10 protein-coding genes are annotated in these 13442 nt (G+C 65.3%); 1 reads left to right on the forward strand and 9 read right to left on the reverse strand.

Translation table 11 applies throughout. From position 1 onward, the window contains the following. Positions 1 to 409: 409 nt before the first annotated feature. The 6 genes from ACLP25_RS19460 to ACLP25_RS19485 are packed head-to-tail and all read right to left on the reverse strand — an operon-like array spanning position 410 to position 8771. Positions 410 to 1594 carry a glycosyltransferase family 4 protein gene (locus ACLP25_RS19460; RefSeq protein WP_442470808.1) on the reverse strand — a complete coding sequence of 395 codons (1185 nt, stop codon included), beginning with the start codon at positions 1592 to 1594 and terminating at the stop codon, positions 410 to 412. Beyond that, positions 1591 to 2763, reverse strand: coding sequence for a glycosyltransferase family 4 protein (locus tag ACLP25_RS19465; RefSeq protein WP_442470809.1), 1173 nt, complete (start codon positions 2761 to 2763; stop codon positions 1591 to 1593). Before ACLP25_RS19465 ends, ACLP25_RS19460 begins: the two co-directional genes overlap by 4 nt. Continuing rightward, positions 2760 to 3683 (reverse strand): glycosyltransferase family 2 protein, encoded by a 924-nt coding sequence (locus ACLP25_RS19470; protein ID WP_442470810.1) that lies wholly within the window; start codon positions 3681 to 3683, stop codon positions 2760 to 2762. Before ACLP25_RS19470 ends, ACLP25_RS19465 begins: the two co-directional genes overlap by 4 nt. After that, positions 3680 to 5779 (reverse strand): bi-domain-containing oxidoreductase, encoded by a 2100-nt coding sequence (locus tag ACLP25_RS19475; RefSeq protein WP_442470811.1) that lies wholly within the window; start codon positions 5777 to 5779, stop codon positions 3680 to 3682. Before ACLP25_RS19475 ends, ACLP25_RS19470 begins: the two co-directional genes overlap by 4 nt. Continuing rightward, positions 5776 to 7500, reverse strand: coding sequence for a heparinase II/III domain-containing protein (locus tag ACLP25_RS19480; RefSeq protein WP_442470812.1), 1725 nt, complete (start codon positions 7498 to 7500; stop codon positions 5776 to 5778). Before ACLP25_RS19480 ends, ACLP25_RS19475 begins: the two co-directional genes overlap by 4 nt. Further along, complete coding sequence (locus ACLP25_RS19485) at positions 7497 to 8771, reverse strand: glycosyltransferase family 4 protein (protein ID WP_442470813.1); 1275 nt, start codon at positions 8769 to 8771, stop codon at positions 7497 to 7499. Before ACLP25_RS19485 ends, ACLP25_RS19480 begins: the two co-directional genes overlap by 4 nt. 88 nt (positions 8772 to 8859) lie before the next feature. Between ACLP25_RS19485 and wecB the strand changes: the two genes are divergently transcribed. Next, complete coding sequence (wecB, locus tag ACLP25_RS19490) at positions 8860 to 10020, forward strand: non-hydrolyzing UDP-N-acetylglucosamine 2-epimerase (protein WP_442470814.1); 1161 nt, start codon at positions 8860 to 8862, stop codon at positions 10018 to 10020. Between the two features lie 18 nt (positions 10021 to 10038). On the opposite strand, the gene ACLP25_RS19495 is transcribed toward wecB, so the two are convergent. The 3 genes from ACLP25_RS19495 to ACLP25_RS19505 form a co-directional block, all read right to left on the reverse strand. After that, positions 10039 to 10761 carry a class I SAM-dependent methyltransferase gene (locus tag ACLP25_RS19495; RefSeq protein ID WP_442470815.1) on the reverse strand — a complete coding sequence of 241 codons (723 nt, stop codon included), beginning with the start codon at positions 10759 to 10761 and terminating at the stop codon, positions 10039 to 10041. Between the two features lie 4 nt (positions 10762 to 10765). Beyond that, a complete protein-coding gene (locus ACLP25_RS19500) occupies positions 10766 to 12094 on the reverse strand; it encodes a sugar transferase (protein ID WP_442470817.1) in 1329 nt (442 codons plus the stop codon). A gap of 167 nt (positions 12095 to 12261) precedes the next feature. Continuing rightward, positions 12262 to 13442 (reverse strand): nucleotide sugar dehydrogenase (locus ACLP25_RS19505; protein WP_442470816.1); only part of this gene is annotated, 1181 nt, incomplete at its 5' end.

Genomic DNA, 13442 nt, shown 5'->3' on the forward strand with positions numbered 1-13442 from the left:
GCCATTAAAGGTCAGAGAACTGAACGACCCTGAACGAACCCCGCATTGTTCGCATTAGAAATTAGCCTTCTAAGACCCCGTAAACGTGCGAGCCCAGCGGATACAAAATCAGTGAGGACCTACGCACACCAGTGAGGTAAGAACATTGACCGCGTGAATGGCACCAAAATAATAATCGAAATACAAATCGAAGCTAAGGTTAAGCTTGGTCACTGTTGAAATCGATGCCAGCCTAAGCTATTACGATTACGTTCGAGAAGAAGAGAACGAAAGAATGAGGCGGCGGCCTGACACCTTGATCTGCGGTATATTGGCCCGTGATTTGCGCGATCTGTTCCACCATCTACGAGACCGGATCAGTGTAACAGGAGCGGTATCGCGTCAAACATTAGTCTGACAATGCGCCGCTTCAACACGCAACCGCCCTCAGAACCGCGCGGACGCTTTCAGGGCCGGAGTGGTCGGCCGAGATCGTCAGCGAGGCTGCGCCCATGTGGGCGCGAAGCCCCACGTCGTTTCGCAGGGACGCCATTGCGCGGGAGAGGGCGCCGATATCGGCGCAAGGGTAGACAAGCGCATTGACGTCGGGCCGCGCGATCGAACTTGCGCCGACGGCACCGATCCGGTCGCTGAGGATTAAGGGAAGGCCAACCACCGCGGCCTCCACTACCACCATCCCGTACTGTTCGCTTTCGGCGGGATGGACCAGCGCGTCGGCTGCGGCATAGAACTGCGGCAGCGCATCGACGTTGACGAATCCGAGCATGCGGACGTCGAGGCCACGCTCCATGGCGAATCGCCGCAGCGCCTCGCGCTCGATGCCGTCGCCGGCGACCAGCAGCGTGACCACCCCGACGCCAAACCGCTCGTCCTTGAACTCTTCGAGCGCGCGCAGCGCGTCGAACACGCGTTTGCCCGGATAGAGCTTGCCCACATAGAGCACGACAAACGCGTCCTCGGCGAGCCCGAGCCGCGACCGCTCCACGGCGCGCAGCCGCGCGCGTTCGCCCCGAGCGCTCCAGAAGCCTGCATCGATCATCACCGGCGTGCGGAACATGCGGTTGCTCGGATAGCCGAGACTCGCGAGATGCCGCTCGCCGCGCTCGCTCATCGTGAGCGCCGCGCCGTATTGTCGCAGCAGCAGCGGCGCGATCATCATCTTCGCCCATCGGCGCGGGCCGGCAGGCGCGCCGTGCGAGGAACTGTCCGAGAGGAGGATCGCCTTGACGCCGTGGACGCGGCACCAGGCCAGCGCACGCAGCATTGTCAACATCGCATAGCCGTGTAGAATCACGGCGTCCGGCGCGAAACGCCGCAGCGCGCCGGACACGCTCGGATTGTCGACGTCGCGAAAGCCGACCTTATCGATCCGCCCCGCCTCCAGCAAGAATTCGTGCGAATATCCGTCGGTGAGGTCGGTCGCCCAAGCAACTGGCACGCCCATCACCGGATCGAAGGTCTTATCGAGACCGATGCGCGAGGCGAACAGCACATGGAGATCGAGAGATAGCTCCGCCGCGAGCGCCCGATAGAGCGGAACGAAATACTGGATCGGATGCGAGACGACGACCGCAAGGCGCTTCCTTTCGCTCATCGGCTGGCGCCCTCGCGCAAGAGCGCGCGCAGCATCTCGCGGTTGCGCTCGATCGCGCCGCTGTGCTCGACGTAGTCCTGCGCCACCGCCCGCGCGCCCCGACGGAACGCCGTCCGCCGGTCTTCAGGCATGGCCGCGAACGCCTCAATCGTTTCGACGAACATTTCCGGCGCGGCGAGTGGGAGGTCCCAACCGGCGCGCCGAGCGGCAAGGCCTCGCCACGGTGTCTGGTCGCTGACGAGGACCGGAACGCCGCAGGCCAGAGCCTCGAAAATCGCATGGCCAAAATTCTCGCCGGCGGTCGGCAGGAAAAAGAGATCGGTCTGCGCCATCCGCCTGAGAATCTCCGCATTCGCGGTCTCGCCACGCCACGTCGCGCGGACGTTTTCAGGCAGGGCCGCGATGAGCTTGCGGCACTGGCGCCAATACGCTTCGTCTTCGGCCGGCCCGTAGATGTCGAAATCGACGCGCGATCCCAATTTTCCAAGCGAGTCGAGCGCGAAATCCAACTGTTTTACCGGCACGATGCGGCCGACGAAGGCGACGCGCAACGCCCCGTTCGCGCTCGGCGCGTAGGCGGGCGTCTCGGCGACGAGGCGGATGTTGGGGGCGATGACGACCGGGCGTCCAGCCGCCGGCCCGCGCGCGATGTCGGCGGCCTCCGCCTCGCTGGTTGCATGTAAGGTGACACCGCGCCAGAGGTCGAGCCTGCATGCGGCCGCGAGAAAAAGCTGCTTGCGGTTAGGTTTGAGATCGAGCGCGCCAAGGCCGAATTCGCCGCGCGGCGACAGCAGCGTAGGCTTGCGTGCGATGAGGCCGAGCCGTCGTAGCGCAAGCGTCGGCAGCGAGAACTCGCGGTCGAACATGCTGTTGAGCCAGAGTAAGTCGTGCGGCGTGTGCGCGATCAAGCGTCCGAGGCCTCTCGCGCCAAGGCGGCCGACCCGCCGATAGCGCGCCTTGGCGTAGCCGAGATCGATCCAACGCTCGACATCGGCTGGTGCGCTCGGCGCTCCGGTCGCACCATCGCGCGCGACGACGCGGAATTCGAACGTGTCGCCAAGCGCGCGAGCGAGCGAAATGAAACTCTGATTGGGACCGCTGGAATCGTTGCCGGGCCAGAAACAGCCGAGCAAGGTCAGCACGACGGGGCGATGCGCCGTCTCGATCACAGCTCGATCCGCTGCGTTTCGGCAAGGCGCCGTTTGAACGCTTCGAGACCGTGCGCGGCGATTGCGTCGCGCGCCTCGTCGAGCTTGGCGTCGATCAGCATGAAGAGCCAAAAGCCGTGCAGGAAGTGGAACACGAAGCCGACTTTACCGTCGAGAAAGCCTAGGCGGAACACATAGCGATAGATGAACAACGCCACCGCCCTCAAATAAAGCGGCGCACGGCCATAGACGGAGTTTTTCAGGACACGGTTGCGCCGGGCGGCGCCGGCCGAGCCCTCGATGCGCATATCTTCGGCAAAGAGCGAATATTCACGGTTGAGAGTGTCGACCATCGCCAACGTCGCATAGCGATTGTGCTTGGCGGTCCAGGAATCGAGGTCGTTGAGATTGTGGTCGACGAGATCTGCGCCCTCGAGCAGCCTCGCGCTTCCGCGATTGAGAACGATGTGCTCGTCCATCCAGCGCTGTTCGACCTCGCCGGCGCCGTTGCGCCAGATCCGTAAGAGGAAGGTCGGATAGTAGCGGCCATGGCGAATCCAGCGGCCGCGGAAGATGAGTTTGCGCTTGACGGTCACGCCCGCGACCTCATCCGGCAAGCCGGGCAGCAAAGCGGCAAGCGCGGCCGGTGCGGTCTCCTCGAAATATTCGTCGCAGTCGATCCGCATCACCCAGGGCGTCGTCGGCGTCGCGGCTGCGAGTCCCCAGCGGAATTGGTCGGCGTGGTTCTTGAACGGGTGCTGCAGCACTTCGGCGCCCAGCTCCCGCGCGATCTCGACGGTCCTGTCGCGCGAGAAGCTGTCGATCACGACAACACGCTCGACCCAGGCGGAAAGGCGCGTCAGGCAGCGCGCCATGTGAACCTCCTCGTTGAAGGCGAGGATGATCGCGGTGATCGGCAGCTTGGTCGGGATGGTGTTCAAGGGCTGCGCAACGCCTCCTCGATCGCGAGCGTCGCGAAACTCACCGCTTCGATCTCGGCAAGCGGGATCGGGGCCGGCCCGCGGCCACGCGCGGCGGCGAGAAAGGCGGCGACGAGCTGCGCCTGGCCCTTGTCCTGCGCGCCCTTCGTCGCTTTACGCCGGCCGCCCGCGTCGACAGTCAGGCCGATATAATCGTCGAGCCGGATCACACGCCCGTCCGCGAAGGCCTCAACATATTCCTTCGGCGCGCCGGGATCGCCGAGCGACGTGTACACGATCGTACCGGCCGAGCCGTCCGCAAATTTCACGATCGCCGATACTGCGTCCGGCCGTCCGGCCGCCGAGACCGCTTGGACTTCGACCGGCAGCGCGCCGCACATATAGGTCAGCGCATCGACGAAATGGCAGACCTCGCCGAGAATGCGGCCACCGCCTTCCTCGCGTTGGATCCAGCTCTCCGGCGCGATGACCCCCGCGTTGACGCGATAAAGCATCATCAGCGGGCCGGAGCGCGGCTCGAGCGCTTGGCGCGCCGCCACGAGCAACGGCGCAAAGCGCCGGTTGAAGCCGACCGTCAGAATGCCCGCCGCGTGCCGCGCGGCCTCGATGCAATCGCCGAGCCCGGCGCGCTCGATCGCGAGCGGCTTCTCGCAGAACACGTGCTTGCCCGCGCGCAAGGCGCGCGCCGCGAGCGAGGCGTGGGTGTCGTGGCGGGTGGCGATGAAGACGGCGTCGGTCGCCGGATCGTCGATCGCTGCGGCTGGATCGGTCGCCGCGCGAGCGAACCCAAACTTGTCCTTCGCATGGCCGGCGCTGATGCCGGTCTTGGTGACGACGCTCTCGAGCCGAACACACTCGGCGCCGCGCGCCTTTGGTAGCAGCACGGAGCGGGCGTAATTGCCCATGCCGATGAACGAGACGCCGAGTTCGCCTTTCGTCGCACGCGCCGGCTGCGCCTCTGGCGGTCGGGTCGCGCGGGAGACGTCGCCGGGGTAGGTGAGCAGCATCGCTAGATGCGGCGCGCCGCTCTGCATCAGCTCGTAGGCCTTCTCGGCGTCGGCTATCGGGAAGCGGTGCGTGACGTATTTCTTCGGGGTGACCTTGCCTTCCTCGATCAGGCCGAGGACGGCCGACATGTTGCGCTGCTCGGTCCAACGCACATAAGGCAGCGGATAGTCGCGGCCGGCGATCTCGTAAGCAGGATCGCCGCGGCCGGGTCCGTAGGACATCGACAACTTCAGCTCGAGTTCGCGCTTGTAGAAGGCGTCGCGATCGATCGTGAGGCCGACGAGGCCAACGACGACGACGCGTCCCTTCATCCGGCTGATCTCGGCCGCCGTGTTGACGGGCTCGCTCGACTTCGACGACGCGGTGACGATCACCGCGTCGGCGCCGAAGCCGCCTGTGCGGTTCGCCACCACTCCTGGGAGCGAGTCGCTCACTGCGACATCGGCGCCGAGCACTTTGGCGAGCGCGGCGCGTTCAGGCTTGGGATCGTAACCGATCACCCGGCAGCCGCTGGCCTTGAGGATCTGCGTCGTCAACAGACCGATGAGGCCGAGGCCCATCACCACCATCGTTTCGCCGAGGGTCGGCGCCGCGAGACGGACGCCCTGGAGCGCGATGGCGCCGAGCGTCACGAAGCTCGCGTCCTCGTCGTCGACGCCCGGGGGGACCGACACGGTCAGGTTTTTCGGCGTCGCATTGATCTCGGCGTGATTGGCGAGGCCGGCGCCTGCGCAGGCGACGCGGTCGCCGAGCGAATGCCCATAGACGCCGCGCCCGATCCCGATCACCTCGCCCACGAGGCTGTAGCCGAGCGGGATCGGCGTGTCGAGCTTCGCGAACACCTTGTCGAGCGTCGGCCTCACCCCCTCGCGCCGCACGTTGGCGAGGACGCGCCGAACGAGATCCGGCCGCGCCGCCGCCTTTCCGACGAGCGAGGATTTCGCCAGCTCGATCAACTGCCGCTCGGTACCCGCGCTGATGAGCGACACGCGCGTCGCGACGAGGATCTCTCCGTCGCCGACGACAGGGGCCGGAACCTCGGTGACCTTCAACTCGCCGCTGCGGTAGTTCTGCTGGACCTGCTTCAAGACGCCTCCGGTGGGAGGACTGGGGGAGTTCGCGCCGGTTTCCCGTAATCCTCTGCCGTTCGCAATGTGAAAATCGTAACGACGCGGCGGCGCGCGCCGTCCGGTGCGACCGTGACACGCCGCGTCGGTCGCTCGACGCCCATATCCGGCCACCAGACGGCGCCCTCAACCGTCATGGCGACGTCGCATCGCATCTCGACGCGTGCGCACCCGCGCGCGATGAGAAGCCCGTCGCCGGCGCGGGTGACCTCGGCCTCCGGGTGCAGAAGAAAGCCGAGGCGGGCCGGGCGCCCGGGCGGCGCATCGAAAGCGTCGACGATCCGCATTCGCCCGGGCTCGACCTCGAAGTGTCGGACATGACGCGCCGCGGCGCCAAATCCATCATGCGTCCCTTTCAGCACGAGATGCGAATCGTCGGCGTCAAAGGCCAGCACCGTGACGTTCGGCCGACGTCCGCAGCGAAACGCGCCAAAAAACTCCGCCTGATCGAGACCGTCATAGCACAGGGTGTTGTGCGTGGCCGCGGATCGCGCTGCCATACGCCGCGGACCGGCGATATATTCGAAGACGCCGGGATCGACGATCAGCCTTTCGCCCGCCACCGACCATTCGAAGGACAGAGCGTCGCCATGCGCATGGGCGGGCAGAGCGTTGGGACCGATCCGGCCGCAATCGGCGATGAAGAGTGTGTCGCCCGACCGCAGCCCAAAATATCCGGCTGCTGGAAACACGAAGGAGGCGCGCGGCGCCGGACGCTTGCCCAACAGCCGATCGAAGACGTCGAGGCAGGTCCGCGGCGGGTAGGCCATGTGGAGCCCCGCGTCGTTGAACTGCGCAACCAGCCCGTCGGGGTGGGCGAGGTCAGCGGTGGCCTGCGCGATGGCGCGAAGCCGGGCCTCGAGCGCAGGCGGGGCGTCGTCGGGTCCAAGAACGTGGCGGCATTCGAGGAGATCGGCGAAGACTTGGGCGTGGTAGGAGGGCGAGCGCTCGAAGTGGACGCCGTCGGAGAGGATCTGAGCCTCGAGCGCGGCGGAGAGCAGCTGCAACCCGGTGCGCCGCCAGCGCTGCGCGGCGGCCCCGCGGAAGAACGCAGAGCCCCACAGCAGCGCCTTGAGGTTCTTGATGAGGTGGTTGCCGCCGATGTCGGTCTCGAGCTCGCTTTCGAGGTTTGCGAGCTGCGCCGCGAGGCTCACTACGGCCTGCGCGCGCGTTGACGGGGCGATCCGCTCGCCGCGCAGGGCAAGTTGCTGCATCCAGACGACGGCCCGGATCGACAACGCGTAAGAGTTCCAGCTGTCCTTCCACGCGCCAGCGCGTGCCGGAGGATTGGCGCGAATCCAATCCTCGATAAGCGCGGCGAGCAGGGGATCGTCGACCTCCTCGAGATATTCCATGTAATGCAGATGCATCCGCCACAACTGATGCTCGGGCGCGCGGCTCGGCGCTTGCCAGTCGATTGCTGCGGGTGGCATCGTGACCGCCCGTCCCAGAAACGTGAGGACGAGGCCACGCGGCCCGCATTCGATCATGCCCGAGCGGGGCGGGAAGATCGGCAGTGGGAGCTTCGACGCAGTTGCGGCGTCGACGCTTGCGGTCTGCGCTCCAAGCTGCTCGCGCCACGCCCGGCGCGCGGAGAGCGCGATGCGGCGCAACGCCTGCCTCGGCGGGACATGGCGAGCGAAGGCGAGTGAGCGCCGCAATCGTCCGATCGGATCGCTCATTCGGCCGCCGACCGCGTGGCGGCGTCGCGCCTTGCTTCGCGAATCGGTCGCCGCGCGGCGACGTCCTCGAGAAATCGTAGATATCGCGCCGCGACTTCGGCGCGATCGAAATGCGCGTCGGCGTAGGCGCGCCCGGCGCCGCCATAGGCCGCAGCGCGCTTGGGGTCGTCGGCGAGCGAACGCATCGCGGCGGCGAGCGCGCTGGCATCCTCGGGCGGGATGGCGATGCCGGCGTTCGCCTCCTCGAGCACGTCGCGTGCCTCGCCTTCGACGCCGAGGATAATCGGGCAACGCATCGCCATCGCCTCCATCATCTTAGACGGCAGGACCTTCTTGAACGCATCGGATCGCTTGAGCAGGATGAGACTCGCGTCGGTCGCACTCCAGACGCCGGGCATCTCGGACTTGGGACGCTGGCCGAGGATGAGCACATTGGCGAGCCCGCGCTTCGCCCGCGCTTCTTCGAGCCGCGGCCGTTCTGCGCCATCGCCGACCATCAAGAACGCGAACCGTGGATCGTCTTTCAGAATCTCCGCGGCGTCGAGGATCGTCGTCAGACCATGCGCCATACCGTGCGTGCCGACATAGGCGCCGATGAATTTACCCTCCAGGCTCAGCGCCCGCCGCACGGCGCCGCCGTCGCCGCTCCTGACGAAGGCGCCGAGGTCCGCCGCATTCGAAAAGACGACAACGCCTTTTGCGGTCCCGCGGCGTTCTGCGATGTGGGGCACGAAGGAACGCGTGAGCGAGACCACCGCGTCCGCGCGCCGGTAGGCGAAACCCTCTAGCCATTCGAGGAAGCGGATCGCGCGGCCCTTGCGCATGGCGCCGACCGCGACGATGCTCTCCGGCCAAAGATCGCGGATCTCGAGCGCCCAAGGCGCGCGCTTGTACGGCCCAGCGAACAGTCCGACGAGCCCGCAGAAGAATTGCGGCGAGGTCGAGACGACGACATCCGCCTTGGGCAGGCGCGGCAGCGCGACGATCGCCGAGGTGAGATAAGAGAGGTAGTTGAAGATCCGCCGCGCGAATCCTTCGTTGGCGGCGAGCAGCGTCCAGATGCGCACGACCCGGACCCCGGCGATCGTCTCGGTCTGGAACCAGCGGTTGCGGTAGCCGGGATACACTTGACCCTGGGGATGGTTCGGCGCGGAGGTCACCACCGTCACGTCATGGCCGGCCGCGACCCAAGCGCGACAATGCTCGGCGGTGCGCGAGGCCGGCGCGTTGACCTCCGGCTCGTAGTAGTGCGAGAAAAACAGGATACGCATTTATGCACTCCCGGGAGACGGCCGTTGGGCCGAAAGCTCACGCGCCGGCACCCCGTTTCCCCCTTGAACGAGAGCACGTGAACCCACGATGACCGACCGCAAGCTCCACCGTATCTACTGCGTCGTCGGGACCAGGCCGAATTTCGTGAAAATAGCCCCTATCGTCAAGGCGCTGCAGGCGCGAACAGAGTGCGACTTGCGCCTGATCCACACCGGGCAGCACTACGATTTTTGGATGGACCGCGTGTTCTTCGAGGAGTTGCGCATTCCCGAGCCCGACGTAAATCTCAAGGTGGGCTCCGGCACCGGCGGCGAGGTCGTGGCGCGCGTGATGCTCGCCCTGCAACCGCTCCTCGTCGAGGCGCGGCCGGATCTGATGATCGTGGTCGGCGACGTCAATTCGACTGTCGCCGCCGCACTCACGGCGAGCTACCTCAGGATTCCCGTCGCCCACGTCGAGGCGGGCCTGCGCAGCTTCGATCGCGGCATGCCCGAGGAGATCAACCGGCTCGTCGTCGATCAAGTGTCGGACCTGCATTTCGTCAGCGAACGCGACGGTGTCGCCAACCTGACCGCCGAACGGATCGCACCAGAGCGCATCAAGCTGGTCGGCAACGTGATGATCGACACGCTCTACGCCTGCCTCGATCACGCTGTGCCAGCGAAGGATTGCCTTTGCGAGATCGGCGCCTCGCCCGCGTTTCGCTCCGCGGTCGCCACGAAGGGCTTCGGTTTCGCGACCCTGCACCGACCCTCCAACGTCGACGATCCCGTCAGCCTCGCGGGCCTCGTCGACGCTCTGGTTCGCCTCTCTTCCGATCTGCCGATTGTCTTCGCCGTCCATCCACGCACGCGCGCCAATCTTGTCAGGTTCGGGCTGGCGGAGCGGCTCGCGTCGCCGCATATGCTCGCGACTGATCCGTTGAGCTATCTACGTTCGCTCGGCTTGATGCGGGAAGCACGCGTCGTCACCACCGATAGCGGCGGAGTTCAGGAAGAGACCACAGCGCTCGGCGTGCCATGCGTCACGGTGCGCGAAAACACCGAGCGACCGGTGACGATCGATGAGGGGACCAACACGCTCGTCGGCTCCAATCCCGCCGCTTTGGAGGCCGCCGTCGCGGATGTCCTGCGCACCGGCGGCAAGCGCGGCCGCGTTCCAAAGCTCTGGGACGGACGGGCAGCGGAGCGGATCGTCGAGGAGGCTATCGTCTTCCTCGACGCACGCCGCGCGGCCGCCTCACAGTGAGGACGACCGGTCGGCGTCTCAGCATTTCGGCGGACGGCGGCTGGCGATAAGGAACCACAGGCTCGGCGAAGCGAAGCGCGCCAGCGCACTGGGTAGTATTGGGTCGAAGCCGAGAATCGCGTCGACGTCGAGACCGCCAGAGTCGGCGAAGGCGGCGAGTTCGTGCTTCGACCATGCGTTACGGGAACATTCGAGGTAATCGAAAGCCTTTGCCCCGACGCGCAAGGCCAACGCCCGCAGCGCCGACTGCGCACGGCGAAGGCCGGAACGCCGGTTTGGGGCCGAAAGGACGAGAGCGCCGCCCGGCCGCAGCAGGCGTGTCAGGATCGCGAGGCCAGCGATGGGATCGTCGAGATATTCGATCACGCTGAGACACAGAACGCCGTCGCAGCCGGCGGGTTCGACTTCGAGCGACTCGATCGTGCGGACTTCGTAGCGGGGCGCTGGCTCGCCCCCGCCTGCGCGCGCGGCTTCGATCATCTCGCTCGAGCCATCGACGCCGAGGACGTCGGCGCCGTGATTGGCCAGAATGCGGCTGAACACGCCGCTCCCGCAGCCGACGTCGATCCACCGACCGCGCGGCGCGAGGAACGGGAGAACCTCTCGACCAAAGAAGTCGGCACGCTTCCTGAAGCCGCCGGAAGCGTAGCGGCCGCTCCAGCCCGTTGCGAGGCCATTATGATAGGCGATTGCCCGATTGGATCGGGACTCGGCGTCGGAACGATGTGTCAATTCCCGCATGACGTCAGTGAGCGCCGAACCCTGTCAAGATCGTCTTGATAGTCTTGAGCGCGATAAGGATGTCAAGCCAGATAGAGCAGTTCTTGACGTAGTATAAGTCGTAATGCAGCTTGGAGCGCACGGCGTCCAGCTCAGTGACGTGTCCCTGGTTGACCTGCGCCCAGCCGGTGATGCCGGGTCGGACTAGGTATCGATATCCGTAGAACGGCAACTGGCGCTCGTACCATTCGGCCAGCGGCGCCGCTTCGGGGCGCGGCCCGATCCAACTCATCTCGCCGCGGAAGATGTTCAGAATCTGCGGCAGTTCGTCGATCCGGGTCCTCCGCAGGAATGCGCCCAAGCGGGTGATGCGCGGGTCGCGATCACGCGTCATCGCGTCCTGCAGAGAGTCCGGCTCAGCGGCGGCCACCCTCATGGTACGAAACTTGTACATGGTGAACGGCTGCCCGCCCTTCGTTCGCCGGGTCTGACGAAACAGGGCGGCTCCCTTGGAATCGAGCCTAATCAGCACCGCGACAAGTAGCAGAAACGGACCAAGCGCGACTACGGCGACGAGGGCGGCGATCCAATCGATGACGCGCTTAAAGACGCCATACCCACGGTTGGCGCCGACAGCGGCCAACGCGCTCTGGGAGAGAGAGTCGATCTCAAGGCGTCCGGTTAGTGCCTCGGAGACCGTCCTGAAGTGATAGATGGGAATGCCCGCGAGCGTGCAGGCCGTGAGGTAGGCTCGCCATTCTGCGTCGAGATCCGCGCCCAGATCGATGACGACGCCGTCGCAAGCATCAGGAGGCATCGACGGGTCGACAAGCGTCCACCGCGCGCCAGTAAGAGCACGCACGCAGGCCGCCTCGCCGATCGGCACCAAGGCGAACCGCGGCCTTCGCCGACGCTCGCCGAGCCTGAGGGCCGCGGCGAACCAGATCACGGTGACGATATAGCCGGTGAAGAGGGACAGCGGCCGATGCTCGATTCCGGCCAGCAGAAGGGCGCACACCACGATCAGGAACGAAGCGGTGAAGATCGTCAGCATCGCGCCGACAGCTTGCATGCTGGGAAAGTCCGAAATCCGCTTCAGAACATAGTAACCGCTCAGAATAGCAAGAAAGAGGCCGATCGACGTATTGAGCAGCCGCTCCGGGGGATCGTCGGAGGCGATCGCCCACGTCGCCACCAAGTGCAGCCCAATCGAAATGAAGACCGCGCCAAGCAGCGTTAGATAGGGGAAAAAGTCAGCGCCGGCGCGCGCGCCCGCGAAAACTGTCGCTACGCCGACGACTCCCGACTTCTGCAAAGCGCGAGCCGAAATTGAGTCCTTGTCGGTCGAATACATCACCGCCTGAGGTCCCGGCAAAAGGGGGTGACCGCGCGTCGCTCTTTTGCGGACACTTCTCGTAGCATCGCATATTTCCGATTACGCATCTAATAGCACTTCCGTGAATGGCGCCCCCCCTCGCTCGGCCCATCGCGCGGGGTGAAACGCGAGGCTCGAAGGCAAGCCTACAGGCGCAAGTCGGACTCCGTCTCGGCGAGGACATATTTCAAATCGTAGAGCACATGCCGCTCCTTACCCAGGGCGCGAATGCGCTCGGCGCCCATGCCGCGAAATTCGTCGTGAGCGACCGCGATTATGATCGCGTCGTAAGCGCCGGCCTCAGGCCGGGCGACAAGGTTGAGGTCGTACTCGCGCTTCGCATCCTCCGCGGCGATCCAAGGGTCCCACACGTCGACCGTCACGCTGAACTCGGCCAGCTCGCGGACAAAATCGACGACACGGGTGTTTCTCAAATCGGGACAGTTTTCCTTGAATGCGAGACCCATCACCAGGACGCGCGCGTTCACGACACGGATACGACCCTTCACCATCGCCTTGATCAACTGAGAGGCGACGTAGCGACCCATGCCGTCGTTGAGCCGCCGTGCCGCCAGGATGATCTCGGGATGGTAGCCGACCGCCATCGCTTTCTGGCTAAGGTAGTAAGGATCGACGCCGGTGCAGTGCCCCCCGACGAGGCCGGGACGGAATGGAAGGAAGTTCCATTTTGTGCCGGCGGCGACGAGAACGGCCTCGGTGTCGATCCCCAATCGATTGAAGATCATGCTGAATTCGTTGACTATGGCGATGTTGACGTCGCGTTGGGTGTTTTCAATCACTTTGGCGGCCTCGGCCACCTTGATGCTCGGCGCCTTGTGCGTTCCGGCTACGACGATGAGACGGTAAAGTGCGTCGACGCGCTCGGCGACTTCTGGCGTCGAACCCGAGGTGATCTTCTTGATGTTCGGCAAGCGCCGCGTCTTGTCGCCCGGATTCATTCGCTCCGGGCTGTAGCCCGCGAAGAAGTCGACATTGAAGGCGAGCTTCGAGACGCTCTCCAAGGCCGGAATGCAGATTTCCTCGGTAGCGCCGGGATAGACTGTCGACTCATAAATGACGATGTCGCCGCGCTTCAGCACGGATCCGATTAAGCGCGAGGCTCTGATCAAGTGACTGAGGTCGGGCCGCTTGTGTTCGTCGACCGGCGTCGGGACGGTGACCAGATAGATGTTGCAGTCGGCGAGATCGCGAATGTCGAGCGAATAGATCAGACCCGTCGCCGATCGCAGTTCCTCCTCGCTCAGTTCGAGCGTCGCGTCGCGCCCCGCGCGCAGCGCCTCGATCCGTGCTGGATTGACGTCGAAAC

Source organism: Roseiarcus sp. (assembly GCF_052145395.1).
In the GTDB taxonomy this organism is placed as follows: domain Bacteria; phylum Pseudomonadota; class Alphaproteobacteria; order Rhizobiales; family Beijerinckiaceae; genus Roseiarcus.

Coding starts and splice junctions, on each gene's coding strand:
- ACLP25_RS19500 (WP_442470817.1), bottom strand. CDS start 12,094: ATGTATTCGACCGACAAGGACTCAATTTCGGCTCGCGCTTTGCAGAAG.
- ACLP25_RS19480 (WP_442470812.1), bottom strand. CDS start 7,500: ATGAGCGATCCGATCGGACGATTGCGGCGCTCACTCGCCTTCGCTCGC.
- ACLP25_RS19495 (WP_442470815.1), bottom strand. CDS start 10,761: ATGCGGGAATTGACACATCGTTCCGACGCCGAGTCCCGATCCAATCGG.
- ACLP25_RS19460 (WP_442470808.1), bottom strand. CDS start 1,594: ATGAGCGAAAGGAAGCGCCTTGCGGTCGTCGTCTCGCATCCGATCCAG.
- wecB (WP_442470814.1), top strand. CDS start 8,860: ATGACCGACCGCAAGCTCCACCGTATCTACTGCGTCGTCGGGACCAGG.
- ACLP25_RS19485 (WP_442470813.1), bottom strand. CDS start 8,771: ATGCGTATCCTGTTTTTCTCGCACTACTACGAGCCGGAGGTCAACGCG.